The sequence below is a fragment of the Streptomyces sp. HmicA12 genome (assembly GCF_000373565.1).
Classification (GTDB): Bacteria; Actinomycetota; Actinomycetes; order Streptomycetales; family Streptomycetaceae; genus Streptomyces.
In genome coordinates this window covers 110,323-126,277 of the sequence record NZ_KB891810.1, presented here as the reverse complement: position 1 = coordinate 126,277, position 15,955 = coordinate 110,323, and the positions used below count along the sequence as shown (strand labels likewise).

The 15,955-nt window shown below is 71.3% G+C and carries 12 protein-coding genes; 9 read left to right on the top strand and 3 right to left on the bottom strand.

Features of this window, described 5'->3' with window-relative positions:
* The first annotated feature begins 10 nt into the window (after positions 1 to 10).
* From bldG to B072_RS0121205, 6 genes are all read left to right on the top strand, one after another.
* Positions 11 to 352 (top strand): anti-sigma factor antagonist BldG, encoded by a 342-nt coding sequence (bldG, locus tag B072_RS0121230; protein ID WP_018531989.1) that lies wholly within the window; start codon positions 11 to 13, stop codon positions 350 to 352.
* A 128-nt stretch (positions 353 to 480) separates the two neighbouring features.
* Positions 481 to 915 carry an ATP-binding protein gene (locus tag B072_RS0121225; protein WP_018531988.1) on the top strand — a complete coding sequence of 145 codons (435 nt, stop codon included), beginning with the start codon at positions 481 to 483 and terminating at the stop codon, positions 913 to 915.
* A 319-nt stretch (positions 916 to 1,234) separates the two neighbouring features.
* The gene (locus tag B072_RS0121220) at positions 1,235 to 3,643 is read left to right on the top strand and encodes a sodium-translocating pyrophosphatase (RefSeq protein ID WP_018531987.1); all 2,409 of its coding nucleotides are present in this window, start codon (positions 1,235 to 1,237) and stop codon (positions 3,641 to 3,643) included.
* Positions 3,644 to 3,875: 232 nt separating this feature from the next.
* Complete coding sequence (locus B072_RS0121215) at positions 3,876 to 4,466, top strand: hypothetical protein (RefSeq protein WP_026246109.1); 591 nt, start codon at positions 3,876 to 3,878, stop codon at positions 4,464 to 4,466.
* Positions 4,467 to 4,575: 109 nt separating this feature from the next.
* The gene (locus B072_RS0121210; protein ID WP_018531985.1) at positions 4,576 to 6,132 is read left to right on the top strand and encodes a DUF7059 domain-containing protein; all 1,557 of its coding nucleotides are present in this window, start codon (positions 4,576 to 4,578) and stop codon (positions 6,130 to 6,132) included.
* 158 nt (positions 6,133 to 6,290) lie between these two features.
* Positions 6,291 to 6,488, top strand: coding sequence for a hypothetical protein (locus tag B072_RS0121205; protein ID WP_018531984.1), 198 nt, complete (start codon positions 6,291 to 6,293; stop codon positions 6,486 to 6,488).
* 85 nt (positions 6,489 to 6,573) lie between these two features.
* Here the strand turns inward: B072_RS0121205 and B072_RS0121200 are convergent, their stop codons facing one another.
* The 3 genes from B072_RS0121200 to B072_RS0121190 all read right to left on the bottom strand — a co-directional run bounded on the left by B072_RS0121200 (position 6,574) and on the right by B072_RS0121190 (position 7,983).
* Positions 6,574 to 6,864 (bottom strand): TM2 domain-containing protein, encoded by a 291-nt coding sequence (locus tag B072_RS0121200; protein WP_018531983.1) that lies wholly within the window; start codon positions 6,862 to 6,864, stop codon positions 6,574 to 6,576.
* 227 nt (positions 6,865 to 7,091) lie between these two features.
* Complete coding sequence (locus B072_RS0121195; RefSeq protein ID WP_018531982.1) at positions 7,092 to 7,508, bottom strand: DUF2752 domain-containing protein; 417 nt, start codon at positions 7,506 to 7,508, stop codon at positions 7,092 to 7,094.
* Positions 7,492 to 7,983: a TM2 domain-containing protein gene (locus tag B072_RS0121190; protein ID WP_018531981.1), complete on the bottom strand. Its 492-nt coding sequence runs from the start codon at positions 7,981 to 7,983 to the stop codon at positions 7,492 to 7,494. Before B072_RS0121190 ends, B072_RS0121195 begins: the two co-directional genes overlap by 17 nt.
* A 409-nt stretch (positions 7,984 to 8,392) precedes the next feature.
* Here B072_RS0121190 and topA point away from each other — a divergent pair, with 409 nt between their 5' ends.
* The 3 genes from topA to B072_RS0121175 all read left to right on the top strand — a co-directional run bounded on the left by topA (position 8,393) and on the right by B072_RS0121175 (position 15,846).
* Positions 8,393 to 11,233 (top strand): type I DNA topoisomerase, encoded by a 2,841-nt coding sequence (gene topA / locus B072_RS0121185; RefSeq protein ID WP_018531980.1) that lies wholly within the window; start codon positions 8,393 to 8,395, stop codon positions 11,231 to 11,233.
* Between the two features lie 148 nt (positions 11,234 to 11,381).
* A complete protein-coding gene (gene tmk, locus B072_RS0121180) occupies positions 11,382 to 14,537 on the top strand; it encodes a dTMP kinase (protein WP_026246107.1) in 3,156 nt (1,051 codons plus the stop codon).
* Positions 14,538 to 14,640: 103 nt separating this feature from the next.
* The gene (locus B072_RS0121175; RefSeq protein ID WP_018531978.1) at positions 14,641 to 15,846 is read left to right on the top strand and encodes a DNA polymerase III subunit delta'; all 1,206 of its coding nucleotides are present in this window, start codon (positions 14,641 to 14,643) and stop codon (positions 15,844 to 15,846) included.
* The last annotated feature ends 109 nt before the right edge of the window (positions 15,847 to 15,955 follow it).

Below are 15,955 nucleotides of genomic sequence, written 5' to 3'. Positions count from 1 at the left end.
TGGAGGATCCGTGGACCTGTCCCTGTCGACCCGTACCGTCGGCGATCGTACGGTCGTCGAGGNCGGTGGCGAAATCGATGTGTATACCGCGCCCAAGCTGCGCGAGCAGCTGGTCGAGCTGGTGAATGACGGCAGTTTCCACCTTGTCGTCGACATGGAGGGCGTGGACTTCCTCGACTCCACCGGGCTCGGCGTGCTGGTCGGCGGTCTCAAGCGTGTGCGGGCCCATGAGGGCTCGCTGCGCCTGGTCTGCAACCAGGAGCGCATTCTCAAGATCTTCCGCATCACCGGCTTGACCAAGGTGTTTCCGATCCACACCTCGGTCGAGGAAGCCGTCGCGGCGACCGACTGAGTCGGCCGAGCGGTGAGCCGGGCGACTGGTCCGGCTCACAGCGGGAAGATCGATAGAGAGACGGGGATCGGGCGGCCAAGAACTGTGCCCGGTCCCCGACAGCACGCCCGTACGTCCGAGGGGGATGCATGGCCACCGTCGAACTCCGCTTCAGCCCTCTGCCCGAGCACGTCCGCACGGCCCGCCTGGTGGCGGCCGCGGTGGCGCGCAGGGCGGGCGTGGACGAGGCCGTGCTCGACGAGGTCAGGCTCGCCGTGGGCGAGGCCTGCTCCCGTGCCGTCGGCCTGCACCAGGCCGGCGGCATCTCGGCGCCCGTGCGGGTGGCCCTGGTCGAGGAGGAGAAGCAGTTCTCCATCGAGGTCGGGGACGAGGCGTCGCACGCGCCCACCGGCGGTGTGCCGGGTGCCCGTGGCGCGCTCGACGAAGCCGACGCGGAGGGCGAGGACGAGATGGGCCTCGCCGTCATCAGCGGTCTTGTGGACGACGTCCAGGTCACCGCGGACGCGGACGGCGGACTCATCCGGATGAGCTGGCCGACACTGCCCGCGACGCTGCTGCCGTAGCGGTCGCGCCCCGGCGTTTGCGTACCGATTTCCGCGGCGCCGGAGTTTGTGCCCTTTTTCTCAATCTCTGCTCGAGCCTCCGTTTGCCGCCAAGGTGAACAGGGGCTTTCTTGCTTTTCCTAGATCGATGATCTCTGCATGGATCTTCGGTTAATGCCTTGAGGGAATTAGCGGAGCGCGGCGGGAATTCCTTGATCAGGGTTTATCGATCACCTGCCGGGTAGAAAACAATTCCGTTTACGGCGCCCTGTTGAGATCAGGTTCCGCTCCCTACAATCCGTCCACATCTTGAGCTCAGCCCAAGCGTCAAGGAGGACGAATGGCGGAGCCCTCTCAGTTCGCAAGCCTCGCAGCCGCAGTTCTGACGGACGACAACCGACTGATCGTGATCGTCATCGCGCTCGTCGCGCTCGCGGCGCTCGCCGTCGCCGGGGTCCTGGTGCGTCAGGTGCTCGCGGCGGGCGAGGGCACTCCATCCATGCAAGAGATCGCGGGCGCGGTGCAGGAAGGCGCGAAAGCCTACCTGGGACGACAGTTGCGCACCCTCGGTGTATTCGCCGTGGTGGTGTTCTTCCTGCTCCTTCTGTTGCCGGCCGACGACTGGAATCAGCGCGCGGGACGTTCGATCTTCTTCTTGATCGGCGCGGTGTTCTCGGCGGTCACCGGCTATATCGGAATGTGGCTCGCGGTGCGCAGTAATGTGCGGGTGGCGGCCGCGGCCCGAGAAGCCACTCCGGCGGAGGGTGAGCCGGAAAAGGATCTCACCACCGTCTCGCACCACGCCATGAAGATCGCATTTCGCACGGGCGGCGTCGTCGGCATGTTCACTGTGGGGCTCGGCCTGCTGGGTGCCTCGTGCGTCGTGCTCGTCTACGCGGCCGACGCGCCCAAGGTCCTGGAGGGTTTCGGACTCGGCGCCGCGCTCATCGCCATGTTCATGCGTGTCGGCGGCGGCATCTTCACCAAGGCCGCCGACGTCGGGGCCGACCTGGTCGGCAAGGTCGAGAAGGGCATCCCGGAGGACGACCCGCGCAACGCCGCGACCATCGCCGACAACGTGGGCGACAACGTCGGCGACTGCGCCGGAATGGCCGCCGACCTCTTCGAGTCGTACGCCGTCACGCTGGTCGCCGCGCTGATCCTCGGCAAGGCGGCCTTCGGCGACGCCGGGCTGGCGTTCCCGCTGATCGTGCCCGCGATCGGGGTCGTCACGGCGATGATCGGCATCTTCGCCGTCGCGCCACGCCGGTCCGACCGGTCCGGTATGAGCGCCATCAACCGCGGCTTCTTCATCTCCGCGGTGATCTCGCTGGTTCTCGTGGCCGTGGCCGTCTACACGTACCTGCCGGGCAGCTACGCCGACCTGGACGGGGTCACCGACGCCGCCATCCGCGCCCACGACGGCGACCCGCGGATCCTCGCGGTCGTCGCGGTGGCCATCGGCATCGTGCTGGCGGCCCTCATCCAGCAGCTCACCGGCTACTTCACCGAGACCACGCGGCGCCCGGTCAGGGACATCGGCAAGTCGTCGCTGACCGGACCGGCGACCGTGGTCCTCGCGGGCATCTCCATCGGGCTCGAATCGGCCGTCTACACGGCGTTGCTGATCGGCCTCGGGGTCTACGGCGCGTTCCTGCTCGGCGGTACGTCGATCATGCTCGCGCTGTTCGCGGTCGCGCTGGCCGGCACCGGGCTGCTGACGACCGTCGGCGTCATCGTCGCCATGGACACCTTCGGACCCGTCTCCGACAACGCGCAGGGCATCGCCGAGATGTCCGGCGACGTGGAGGGGGCGGGCGCGCAGGTGCTCACCGACCTGGACGCCGTCGGCAACACGACGAAGGCCATCACCAAGGGCATCGCCATCGCGACGGCCGTGCTCGCCGCCGCGGCGCTGTTCGGCTCGTACCGGGACGCGATCCTCACCGCCGCGCACGACGTCGGCGAGAAGGTCGGCGACGGCGGGCCGATGAACCTCGTCATGGACATCTCCCAGCCCAACAACCTGGTGGGGCTCATCGCCGGAGCCGCGGTGGTGTTCCTCTTCTCCGGGCTCGCCATCAACGCCGTGTCGCGATCGGCGGGTTCGGTGGTCTACGAGGTGCGGCGGCAGTTCCGCGAGCACCCCGGGATCATGGACTACACGGAGAAACCGGAGTACGGACGGGTCGTCGACATCTGTACGAAGGACGCGCTCAGGGAGCTGGCCACGCCCGGCCTGCTCGCCGTCCTGGCGCCGATCGCGGTCGGTTTCACGCTGGGCGTGGGCGCGCTCGGCGCGTATCTGGCGGGCGCCATCGGCACCGGCACGCTGATGGCCGTCTTCCTCGCCAACTCCGGTGGCGCGTGGGACAACGCGAAGAAGCTCGTCGAGGACGGGCACCACGGCGGCAAGGGGAGCGAGGCGCACGCGGCCACCGTCATCGGCGACACCGTCGGCGACCCGTTCAAGGACACCGCGGGCCCGGCCATCAACCCGCTGCTGAAGGTGATGAACCTCGTCGCGCTGCTGATCGCGCCCGCGGTCGTCAAGTTCAGTTACGGGGAGGACGCGAGCGTCCCCGTACGCGTCGCGGTCGCCGTCGTCTCGCTCGGCGTCATCATCGGCGCGGTGTACGTCTCCAAGAGGCGCGGCATCGCCGTCGGGGGCGACGACGACGAGGGCGGCGGCAATCCGGGCGGCGTGCCGAAGCAGGCCGACCCGGCCGTGGCGTCGCAGCGCACGTGAGGGCGGTTCCGCGGTAGCTCAACAGGTGGGCGGACAGCGCGGTTTGACGCACTGTCCGCCCACACGCATGCCACGGCACGCGATCTGACGTGCCGTGAACTTCCCAGTCACCCCTCCGTGAGCCTTCTCTCCCTTGGTGCAAATGGCTGCTAAAGGTCAATAAAGCGGTCGTATCGAACGCCCGAGGTGCGCTTGACGTGTGCTCGGCGTGTAAGTTCCGGGGCCGTAAGCCATGGAAGGGACCAATCCGGTGAACAAGAAGCTTGCAGCCGCACTGTCCGGCGGTGCGGTACTGGTACTGGCGTTGTCGGGCTGCAGCGACGACAGCAACGAGAAGCTGAACTCCTGGGCCAAGCAGGTCTGCGACGCGGTCCAGCCGCAGGCGAAGAAGATCGAGTCGGCCAACGCGGCGATCCAGAACCAGACGTCGGACAACAGCTCTCCGGCCGACGTCCAGAAGACGGACTCCAAGGCGTTCCAGGACATGTCCGACGCCTACAAGGCGATCGGTGACGCGGTCGACAAGGCGGGCGCCCCGCCGGTCGACGACGGCAAGACGAAGCAGCAGGACGCCGTCGAGGAGCTCGACAAGATCTCCACGTCGTACGCCGGCCTGAAGAAGGAGGTCGACAAGCTCGACACCGACGACCAGGCCAAGTTCGCCGAGGGCCTCAAGGGGATCGCGGGCGAGCTCGACAAGCTGAGCCAGAGCGGCAGCGACGCCCTGAAGAACCTGGAGGAGGGCGACGTGGGCAAGGCGATGTCCCAGCAGGAGAGCTGCAAGAGCGCGAACGCGTCCGCCTCGCCGTCGGCTTCTTCCTGATCCTTTCGTGGCCGTGCGCGCCCCGGGGCTTCTGCCCCGGGGCGCCGCCGTTCCCGGGCCGCCGCTGCCGGGGCCGTCTTTCGCGGGCGCCTCGGGTCACAATGGAAGCGTGAGTTCTACCGCTGCCGCCCCCCTGCCCGCCGCCGACCGCCCGGACGCCGCCCGCGCCCTGCGTGCGGCACTCCTCGAAGCCGAGTTCACCGCCGACGGGCTGCTCGAACTGCTCGGAGCGCCCGCCTACGCGGCGCTCGCCCGCAGCGAGACCGTGCCCGCGCTGCGCGCCACCCGGGGCGACAGCGCCCTGGAGACGCTCGTCCGGCTGTTCCTGCTGCAGCAGCCCGTGCCGCGCGCCCGGCTGGACCGGGTGCTCGACGTCGCCACATGCCTGGAGAGCGGCTGGCTGCGGGCCCCGGCCGACGACGAGGTGGCCGCGACCGTCGACGTACGCCCCTACGGCGGGCCCGAGGGCGAGGACTGGTTCATCGTCTCCGACCTCGGCTGCGCGGTCGGCGGCGCCGGCGGCATCGGCAGCCATGACGAAGGGGTCGTCCTCGGTGTCGGCGGCGCGTCCACCACGCTCGCCGGGATCACCGTCCGCACGCCCGTCGACTCCGCCCTCGACATCGGCACCGGCTCCGGGATCCAGGCGCTGCACGCCGCCCGGCACGCCACCCACGTCACCGCGACCGACCTCAACCCCCGCGCCCTGCACATCACCGGGCTCACGCTCGCCCTCTCCGGCGTGCCGGCCGCCGAGCTGCGTGAGGGATCGCTGTACGAGCCCGTCGACGAGAGCGGCGTGGCGACGTACGACCTCATCGTGTCGAATCCGCCTTTCGTGATCTCTCCCGGCGCCCGGCTCACCTACCGCGACGGCGGGATGGGCGGGGACGATCTGTGCCGCTCGATCGTTCAAGGGGCGGGGGAGCACCTGAACGAGGGGGGATACGCGCAGTTCCTGGCCAACTGGCAGCACGTCGAGGGCGAGGAGTGGACCGAGCGGCTGCGCTCGTGGGTGCCGCGTGGCTGCGACGCCTGGATCGTGCAGCGCGAGGTGCAGGACATCACGCAGTACGCCGAGCTGTGGCTGCGCGACGCCGGTGACCACCGCACCGACCCGGCCGCGTACGTGGCCCGGTACGACGCGTGGCTGGACGAGTTCGAGGCGCGCAAGGTGAAGGCCGTCGGCTTCGGCTGGATCACCTTGCGCAAGACGTCCCACGACGAGCCGTCGATCGTCGTCGAGGAGTGGCCGCACCCCGTCGAGCAGCCGCTCGGCGACACGGTCCGGGCGCACTTCGAGCGCGTCGACTGGCTGCGCACGCACGACGACGCGGCGCTGCTCCAGTCGAGCTTCAAGCTCAGCGGTGAGGTCGTGCAGGAGCAGGTCGGGCTGCCGGGAGCCGAGGACCCGGAGCACGTCGTGCTGCGCCAGGGCCGCGGCATGCTCCGGGCGACCAAGGTGGACACGGTCGGTGCCGGGTTCGCGGGCGTGTGCGACGGGACGCTGAGCGCCGGTACGATCCTGGACGCCATCGCCCAACTCATGGGCGAGGAGGCCGTGTTGCTGCGCGACCGCACCCCCGCGCAGATCCGCACCCTGGTCGAGCAGGGCTTCCTCGACCCGGCGACGCCGCCCTCTCCGGCCCCGGACCCGCTCGGCTAGCCGCTCTTCGCCCTCCGCTGTACGGGAGTTCACCCGGGGTTGGCCCACGCCTGTCAGCCTCTGCCGCCTGGGTACCGCGACCGGTGCCAGAGGGGCCGGGGGTCCGGGATCGGGGGATCCGGATCCCCGGCAGTGATCGGGATCGGGGAGGCGAAGCGATGGAGAGTACCCCCGCGCTCTTCGCGGGCACGGTGTTCGCGCTGTTCGGAGTGGGCCTCGTGGCATGGACCGGGGCACGCACCCTGCACCGGCAGCCGGTGATGGACGCCGCGCATCCGGTGACCGCCGCGGTGCTCACCGGGGCGGCGGGGGTGGTGTCGCTCGGGCTCGCGGTGTGGTGTTTCGGCCAGGTGTGAGATCGCGTACGTGAGTGTTCGATCGCGTACGTACGACGAAGCCCGCCCCACAACTGTGGGGCGGGCTTCGTCATGTGTGTGGGCGTCAGCCGCGCAGCACGCGGCCTTCCTTGTCGGTGCGGTCGTTGCTCGTGAAGAACAGGATCGCGTCGACCAGGGCCCAGATGCCGAGGCCACCGCAAGTGAGCAGCTGAGCGACGCCGACGCCGACGCTGCCGACGTAGAAGCGGCCGATGCCCAGGCCGCCCAGGAAGAGCTGGAGCACGCCCGCGACGATCTTGGACTTGTCGGAGTACGGGCGGCCCTGCGGGTCGTAGCCGTAGGGGGCGTTGGGGTCGGGCTGGCCGGGCTGGCCGGGCTGAGCGGCGTAGGACATGCGCGATGCTCCTCGGGGACAACACAAGAGGCACGGGCGGACCGTGCTCCAGAGCGGATGGTGAGTGAGGCGGATGCGACGCGTGGGGACGGTGCGAATGCCTCGGAACGCTTAAATTTAGAGGCACTTGGGCCGTGCTTGACCAAGTCCAGGGGATTCGTGGCGGGTTTGTGACCTGAGTGTTGTCCGGTGCGCGTGAGGCCGCAGCGGCCTTCTGTGACGCGGCGTCAGGACACGTTGCGCAGCACGGTCCAGAGGAGCGCTACGACCAGGATCGCGGCCTGGCCGCGAGCGGATACGCGTGGCCGCCAGCGGCGCCCGCGCAGCCCCTCGTAGGCCCAACGCCCCAGCAGGGCAAGGGCGAACGGGGCCGCGAGCAGCAGGACCCGGTTGTCGTGCCAGGCCGCGGTGAACTGGCCGTGCATCAAGTCGTAGACCATGCGGGTGCCGCCGCACGCCGGGCACAGCAGTCCGGTGGCCCACTGGAACGGGCAGCGGGGCAGCCAGTGCCCCGGCTCGTGCGGGTCGGTGCCGTACAGATAGAGCGCGCCGACGGCCCCCGCGGCGAGCACCCCCGCGGGTGCCGCCGCCGGGTGCCGCCACAGTGCGCGGGCCCGGTTCAGGCCGTCAGCCGCGAAGGACACGGCCGTTCGAGTCCGTGGTGTTGCTGCTGGTCAGCAGGATGATGCCGTCGATCAGGGCCCAGATGCCGAGGCCGCCGCAGGTGAAGAGCTGGGCGAGGCCGATGCCGACGTTGCCGATGTAGAAGCGGCCGACGCCGAAGCCGCCCAGGAACAGCTGGAGCACCCCCGCGACGATCTTCGACTTGTCCGAGTACGGGCGGCCGTACGGGTCGTAGCCGTAGGGCGCGTTCGGGTCGTAGCCCATGGCCATGCCGGGCTGCTGCGGAGGCGGGTAGCCGGCGCCGGGCTGGCCGCCGCCCGGGTACCCGTATCCGGGCTGTGCGCCCTGCTGGGGGTAGCCGTAGCCGGGCTGGGGCGCGTCCTGCTGCGGGTAGCCGTACGCGGGCTGGCCCGGCGGGGTCTGCGGGGGCTGGCCGTAGGGGTTCTGGCCCGGCTTGTCCTGCGGGGGCGGGCCGTAGGGGTTGCTGTCGGACATCGGGACGCTCCAGCGGTCGGGACGTGTCGGGGACGGAGCCGGAGGCTCCCAAGGGCTCCCCCAGCCGTCCGTCCATCTTGTCAGGAGCGGGTAAGTACGGGGAGTGAGGGCGGCCAGGAGCCCTCCGATCGCGGCGGGACCGGGACGTTCGCGGGACTCCCGGGACAGGAACATGGCACACACAGTGAAGGCGTGGGTACCCGGAGTCGAGGCGTCCGCTCCCCGGTCCGGGGGCAGGATCACGAGGAGTCGGGTTACCGTTCCGAGTGGCTGCTGCGTGCTTTTCCCGTTTGACACACCGGCGGGAGGTACCGTCACACTCCGCAGCAGTGCCGTGCCAACGGCACCATCCCGCCGGGAGCAAGCCATCAGAACGGCTCCTGACCGTCGACCGGAGAGAAGAGCGAAGTTGTCCCCGACCAGCGAGACCGCACAGGGCGGCCGCCGACTCGTCATCGTCGAGTCGCCCGCCAAGGCGAAGACGATCAAGGGCTATCTCGGCCCTGGGTACGTCGTCGAAGCGAGCGTCGGGCACATCCGCGACCTCCCCAACGGCGCGGCCGAGGTCCCCGAGAAGTACACCGGCGAGGTGCGCCGGCTCGGCGTCGACGTCGAGCACGACTTCCAGCCCATCTATGTCGTCAACAGCGACAAGAAGGCGCAGGTCAAGAAGCTCAAGGACCTCCTGAAGGATTCCGACGAGCTCTTCCTCGCCACCGATGAGGACCGCGAGGGCGAGGCCATCGCGTGGCACCTCCTGGAGGTCCTGAAGCCCAAGGTTCCCGTCCACCGGATGGTCTTCCACGAGATCACCAAGGACGCGATCCGCGCCGCCGTCGCCAACCCGCGCGAGCTGAACACGCGCATGGTCGACGCCCAGGAGACCCGCCGCATCCTCGACCGTCTCTACGGCTACGAGGTCTCGCCGGTCCTGTGGAAGAAGGTCATGCCGCGCCTGTCGGCGGGCCGCGTCCAGTCGGTGGCCACCCGCCTCGTCGTCGAGCGGGAGCGCGAGCGCATCGCCTTCCGCTCCGCCGAGTACTGGGACCTGACGGGCACGTTCGCGACGGGCCGCGCTGGTGATCCCTCCGACCCGTCCTCCCTGGTCGCCCGCCTGTCCGCGGTCGACGGCAAGCGCATCGCGCAGGGCCGCGACTTCGACTCGCTCGGCCAGATCAAGGGCGGCAACTCGGCGAACACGCTGCACCTGGACGAGGCGAACGCGCGAGCGCTCGCCGCCGCCCTCCAGGACACGTCGTTCGCCGTGCGCTCCGTCGAGTCGAAGCCGTACCGCCGTTCGCCGTACGCGCCCTTCCGTACGACGACGATGCAGCAGGAGGCCTCGCGCAAGCTGGGCTTCGGCGCCAAGGCGACCATGCAGGTGGCCCAGAAGCTGTACGAGAACGGCTTCATCACCTATATGCGTACGGACTCCACGACCCTGTCGGACACGGCGGTCTCCGCCGCCCGGGCCCAGGTCACGCAGTTGTACGGGTCGGACTACCTGCCGGACAAGCCGCGTACGTACGCGGGCAAGGTGAAGAACGCGCAGGAGGCGCACGAGGCGATCCGTCCCTCGGGCGACCGCTTCCGCACGCCCGCCGAGACCGGCCTGAGCGGCGACCAGTTCCGCCTCTACGAGCTGATCTGGAAGCGGACCGTCGCCTCTCAGATGAAGGACGCGGTCGGCAACAGCGTCACCGTCAAGATCGCCGGTAGGTCGAGCGACGGCCGGGACGCCGAGTTCAGCGCGTCCGGCAAGACGATCACGTTCCACGGATTCCTGAAGGCCTACGTCGAGGGCGCCGACGACCCGAACGCGGAGCTGGACGACCGCGAGCGCCGGCTGCCGCAGGTCACCGAGGGTGACGCGCTGTCGGCCGAGGAGATCACGGTCGACGGCCACGCGACCAAGCCCCCGGCCCGTTACACCGAGGCCTCGCTGGTCAAGGAGCTGGAAGAGCGCGAGATCGGCCGCCCGTCGACGTACGCGTCGATCATCGGCACGATCCTCGACCGCGGGTACGTCTTCAAGAAGGGGACGGCTCTCGTGCCCTCCTTCTTGTCGTTCGCCGTCGTCAACCTGCTGGAGAAGCACTTCGGCCGGCTCGTCGACTACGACTTCACCGCCAAGATGGAGGACGACCTCGACCGCATCGCGCGCGGTGAGGCCCAGGCCGTGCCGTGGCTGAAGCGCTTCTACTTCGGTGAGAGCGACGGCACCCCGGCCTCCGGCGGCGCGGCCGACGCGGGCAACGGGGACGGCGACCACCTCGGCGGCCTCAAGGAACTCGTGACCGACCTGGGCGCGATCGACGCCCGCGAGGTCTCGTCCTTCCCGGTCGGCAGCGACATCGTGCTGCGCGTCGGGCGCTACGGCCCCTACGTCGAGCGCGGTGAGCGCGACTCCGAGAACCACCAGCGCGCGGACGTCCCCGAGGACCTCGCCCCCGACGAGCTCTCGGTCGAGTACGCCGAGGAACTGCTCGCCAAGCCGAGCGGCGACTTCGAGCTGGGCACCGACCCGCACTCCGGGAACCAGATCATCGCCAAGGACGGCCGTTACGGGCCCTACGTCACCGAGGTGCTCCCCGAGGGCACCCCGAAGACCGGCAAGAACGCGGTCAAGCCGCGCACCGCCTCGCTCTTCAAGTCCATGACATTGGACACGGTGACCCTGGACGACGCCCTGAAGCTGATGTCGCTCCCGCGCGTGGTGGGCGCCGACGCCGAGGGCGTCGAGATCACCGCGCAGAACGGGCGCTACGGGCCGTACCTGAAGAAGGGCACGGACTCCCGGTCGCTGACGGCCGAGGAGCAGCTCTTCACGATCACCCTCGAAGAGGCCCTGGAGATCTACTCCCAGCCCAAGCAGCGCGGGCGCGCGGCCGCCAAGCCGCCGCTGAAGGAGCTGGGCACCGACCCGGTCAGCGAGAAGCCGGTCGTCGTGAAGGACGGGCGCTTCGGGGCGTACGTCACCGACGGCGAGACGAACGCCACGCTGCGGGCGTCGGACTCCGTCGAGGACATCACGCCGGAGCGCGGCTACGAGCTGCTGGCGGAGAAGCGGGCCAAGGGTCCGGCGAAGAAGACCGCCAAGAAGGCCGCGAAGAAGGCACCCGCCAAGAAGACGGCGGCCAAGAAGACGACCACGGCGAAGAAGACGGCGGCGAAGAAGACCACCGCCAAGAAGACGACGACCGCCGCGGCCAAGAAGGCCCCCGCCAAGAAGGCCGCTCCGGCCGAGTAGGGACTCTGCGGACACGACCGAGCGGCACCGGCCGGACATGTGACGGTCGGACTTATCCGGACGGACGCCCCCGGGGATCACTCCCCGGGGGCGGTTGTTTGTTCGGGCGGCCCCTCGTGGTGTCGGTGTCGCCCGATAGGCTGGACGAATGACCCGTGCCGAGCAGCCAACGGCCCCCCACACGGCCCCAGACGACGCCCTGGTAGCGGACTCCCGAGAGCGTGCGGTGCGCGCTCTCCTGCGCGTACCTCAGTTGAAGCGACTGTGGTCCGCGCAGCTCGTCGGCGGGGTCGGTGATGTACTCGGGCTGCTTGTGCTCGTGGTGCTCGCGCTCCAGGCGGCCATTTCCGAGGGGTCGTTCGGTGCCGGGTACCGGGGCGTGGCGCTCGCCGTCACCGCTGTCTTCGGGGCGCGGGTCCTGTCCACGCTGCTGTTCGGGGCGGTGCTGCTCGGGCCGCTCACGTCACTGACCACCCCCGGCGGCCCGCTCGACCGGCGCTGGACCATGCTCGGCGCCGACGGTCTGCGCGCCGCGCTGCTGATCGTCGCCCCGCTGTGGATCGACTGGACGCCGGACAACGCCCTCGCGATGATCCTCGTCACCGCCTTCGTGGCCGGGGTCGCCGAGCGGTTCTGGACGGTCGCCAAGGAGAGCGCGGCGCCCGCGCTGCTGCCCGCGCCGCCGCTGGAGGGCGCGGCCGTGCGGCCGCTGCCGGACCACATGGACGCGCTGCGGCGCCTCTCGCTGCGCACGACCTTCGTCGCCGTGCCGCTGGCGGCCGCGGCCCTCGTGGTCGTCAGCCTCGTACAGAACCTGATCGGTGCGGGCGTGGACTGGTTCGCGCTGCACCAGGCGGCGCTGTCGTCGTACGTGGGCGCCGGGCTGTTCGCGGCCTCCCTGTCCGTCGTCTTCTTCCTCGAACTGCCCGGCACGCAGACGCCGCGCGCGCGGTCGCCGCTGGAGGGGCTGCGTCGGCCGAAGACCGGCAGCGGTGTCGACAAGGGCCGTACCGGAGCCATCCCGCTGCTCGTCCTCGCCTGCGCCGCCGTCGCGGGGGCCGTCTCGGCCGCCGTCGCCGTGTCCGTGCTGCAGGCCAAGGACCTGGACGGCGGCCCGGTCACGTTCGGGCTGCTCGTGCTCGGCCTCACCGGCGGCACCGCGGTCGGGATCAAGGCCGCGCCGTCCGTGCTGCCGTCCCTCTCGCGCCGCCGCCTGCTCGCGCTGGCCATCGCGCTCACCGGCATCGCGCTGCTCGCCGCCGGGCTGGTGCCCGACGTGACGAGCGTGGTTCTGATCGTCACGATCGCCGGTGTCACCGCGGGCGTCGCCGCCAATGTCGGGCACACGCTCCTCGACCAGGAGGCCGAGGAGTACCGCAGGGCCCGGACGACGGAGCACCTGCAGGCCGTCGTACGGGTCTCCATCGCGCTCGGCGCCCTGATCGCGCCGCTGATCGCCGCGCTGATCGGCCCGCACCGCCTGGAGAACGGCAAGTTCGTCTTCGCGCACGGCGGCGCCGCTTTCACGCTGATGCTGGTGGGCGCGCTGCTGCTGCCCGTCGCCGCGCTGGTCCTCGCCAAGGCCGACGACCGCAGCGGCGTACCGCTGCGGCACGACCTGCGCGACGCCCTGCTCGGCGGGCACGACCCGGCGCAGGCGCCCTCGACGACCGGCTTCTTCATCGCCCTGGAGGGTGGCGACGGCGCCGGCAAGTCCACCCAGGCCGAGGCGCTCGCCGAGTGGATCCGCGGCAAGGGCCACGAGGTCGTCGTCACGCGCGAGCCGGGCGCGACCCCGGTCGGCAAGCGGCTCCGGTCGATCCTGCTGGACGTGTCGAGCGCCGGTCTGTCCCACCGCGCCGAGGCGCTCCTGTACGCGGCCGACCGCGCCGAGCACGTCGACACCGTCGTGCGTCCCGCCCTGGAGCGCGGCGCCGTCGTCATCTCCGACCGGTACATCGACTCGTCCGTCGCCTACCAGGGCGCCGGCCGCGACCTGTCGCCCGTCGAGGTCGCCCGCATCAACCGCTGGGCCACCACCGGTCTCGTACCGCACCTGACGGTCCTTCTCGACGTCGACCCGGAGGCCGCCCGCGAGCGGTTCACCGAGGCGCCCGACCGGCTCGAGTCCGAGCCGATGGAGTTCCACGCGCGCGTGCGCTCCGGATTCCTGACGCTCGCCGCCGGAGACCCGGGCCGCTACCTGGTCGTCGACGCCGGACAGGAGCCGGAGGCGGTCTCCACCGTCATCCGGCACCGTCTCGACGTCCTGCTTCCGCTCTCCGAGGCCGAGATCAAGGCGCAGGAGGAGGCCAGGAAGGCCGCCGAGGAAGAGGCGCGCCGCAAGGCCGAGGAAGAGGCGGCCCGCAAGGCGGAGGAAGAGCGCGTCGAGCGCGAGCGGCAGGAACAGCTCGCCAAGCTGCGCGCCGAGGAGGAGGAGCGCAAGCGCCGCGAGCTGGAGGAGGCGCAGCGCATCGAGGCCGAGCGCCAGGCCGAGGAGGCCCGGCAGCGCGCCGAGGAGGCGCGGAAGAAGGCCGAGGAGGAGCGCGTCCGGCTGCTCGCCGAGGAGAAGGCGCGCGCCGTCGAGGACGAGCGCCGCCGCAAGCAGGCCGAGGAGGAGGCGCGGCTCCGGGCCGAGGCCGAGGAGCGGCGCCTGGAGAAGCAGCGCAAGGCCGAGGAGGCGCTGCTGCGCGCCGAGGAGGCGCGACGGCTCGCGGCCCAGGCGAGCGCGGCCGCGGCGGAGTCCGGCCGGACGATGCAGTTCCGCAAGGCCGATGCCCGTAAGGCCGATCTCCGCAAGGACGAGCTGCCGGACGACGTGCCGGACAACGAGACGACCGTCCCGACGCCCATGGTGCGGCCCGAGGACCTGCGCGCCGGCGCGGCGGACGAGACGGCGGTGCTGCCGTCCGTGCCGTCCGTGCCGTCGGTGCCGTCCACGCCGTCCGTGCCGTCCGTGCCGTCCGCGCCCTCGGACGCCGAGGAGACCGCGGTGCTGCCGCAGCCGCCCGCCGGGGCCGCGGACGAGACCGCGGTGCTGCCGCAGGTGTCGGACGCCTCCGGGAGCAAGCTTCCGCCGGGCTACTTCCGCGACGAGCGGACCGCCGCCCCCGGCCCTTCGTCGGACGGCTCGGCCGACCGCACCGCCGAACTGCCGCAGCTCGACGAGGAGGGCAGGCCGCGCCGCCGCCCCCGCTCCGACTGGGCGGAGGAGACTCCGCTGGACGACCTCCCCTCGCTCGCCGACGAACTGCTCGGCAGCCGGGACGACGAGGACGAGCGGGGCGGCGGCCGCCGCCGGTAGCCGGGCGGCCGGGCCCGGCGTACGGGCCCGGATCGCCGGTGTTGTCGGTGTTGTCAGTGCCGCCCGGCACAATGGCTGAAGCTTGAGGAAGGGCGGTATCCCCATGGCCGTATGGGACGACCTGGTCGGTCAGGAGCGCGTGGCCGCGACGCTGGACGCCGCGGCGCGGGACGCGGACGCCCTGGTGTCGGCGGCCGCCGCCGACACCCCGCCGCCGCCCGCCTCGAAGATGACGCACGCCTGGCTGTTCACCGGTCCGCCCGGCGCGGGCCGGGTCACCGCGGCCCGCGCGTTCGCCGCGGCCCTGCACTGCGTGTCCCCCGACAGGGCCCTCGGCGGCGCCCCCGGCTGCGGGTTCTGCGACGGCTGCCACACGGCGCTGCTCGGCACGCACGCCGACGTCTCGACCGTCGCCGCGGTCGGCACGCAGATCCTCGCCGAGGACATGCGCGACACCGTCCGCAAGTCGTACACGTCACCGGCGGGCGGCCGCTGGCAGGTGATCCTCGTGGAGGACGCCGAGCGGCTGAACGAGAAGTCGGCGAACGCCGTCCTGAAGGCCGTGGAGGAGCCCGCCCCACGCACGGTCTGGCTGCTGTGCGCGCCCTCCGTGGAGGACGTGCTGCCGACCATCCGCTCGCGCTGCCGCCTGCTGACCCTGTCCACCCCGGCCGTCGACGCCGTCGCCGACATGCTCGTACGACGCGACGGCATCGAGCCCGGCGTCGCCGCGGCCGCCGCCCGTGCCACCCAGGGCCACATCGACCGGGCCCGCCGCCTGGCCACCGACCCGCGCGCGCGGGAGCGCAGGGCCGCCGTGCTGAAGATCCCGCTGCGCGTCGAGGAGATCGGCGGCTGCCTCAAGGCGGCGCAGGAGCTGGTGGACGCGGCGGCCGAGGACTCCAAGCAGCTCGCCGAAGAGGTCGACACCAAGGAGACCGAGGAGCTGAAGGCGGCGCTCGGCGCGCAGAGCGGCGGCCGGATGCCGCGCGGCACGGCCGGCGTGATGAAGGACCTGGAGGACCGGCAGAAGCGCCGCCGCACCAGATCACAGCGCGACAGCCTCGACCTGGCGCTCACCGAACTCACCGGCGTGTACCGGGACGTGCTCGCGCTGCAGCTCGGGTCGAGAGTGGAGCTGGCCAACGTGGAGATCCAGGACACGCTGGAGCGCGTCGCCCGCGGCAGCTCGCCCGAGTCGACGCTGCGGCGGATCGAGTCGATCGGGGCGTGCCGGGTCGCCCTCGACCGCAATGTCGCACCGCTGCTCGCGGTCGAGGCGATGACGGTGGCGTTGCGGGCCGGGTAGGCCGTAGCCCGTTCGGGCCGCCTTCGCCTCCGCCGGGGCCTGCCGCGTCGGCGGGTGCGGGTGTCGTCGTGGCTGGTCGCGCAGTTCTCCGTGACCCTGGGAGGCACCG

Excerpts from the sequence above, each read along its gene's own strand:
- B072_RS0121175 (WP_018531978.1), top strand. The coding sequence starts at position 14,641 with ATGGCCGTATGGGACGACCTGGTCGGTCAGGAGCGCGTGGCCGCGACG.
- B072_RS0121220 (WP_018531987.1), top strand. The coding sequence starts at position 1,235 with ATGGCGGAGCCCTCTCAGTTCGCAAGCCTCGCAGCCGCAGTTCTGACG.
- B072_RS0121215 (WP_026246109.1), top strand. The coding sequence starts at position 3,876 with ATGGAAGGGACCAATCCGGTGAACAAGAAGCTTGCAGCCGCACTGTCC.
- tmk (WP_026246107.1), top strand. The coding sequence starts at position 11,382 with ATGACCCGTGCCGAGCAGCCAACGGCCCCCCACACGGCCCCAGACGAC.
- B072_RS0121190 (WP_018531981.1), bottom strand. The coding sequence starts at position 7,983 with ATGTCCGACAGCAACCCCTACGGCCCGCCCCCGCAGGACAAGCCGGGC.
- B072_RS0121205 (WP_018531984.1), top strand. The coding sequence starts at position 6,291 with ATGGAGAGTACCCCCGCGCTCTTCGCGGGCACGGTGTTCGCGCTGTTC.
- B072_RS0121200 (WP_018531983.1), bottom strand. The coding sequence starts at position 6,864 with ATGTCCTACGCCGCTCAGCCCGGCCAGCCCGGCCAGCCCGACCCCAAC.
- B072_RS0121225 (WP_018531988.1), top strand. The coding sequence starts at position 481 with ATGGCCACCGTCGAACTCCGCTTCAGCCCTCTGCCCGAGCACGTCCGC.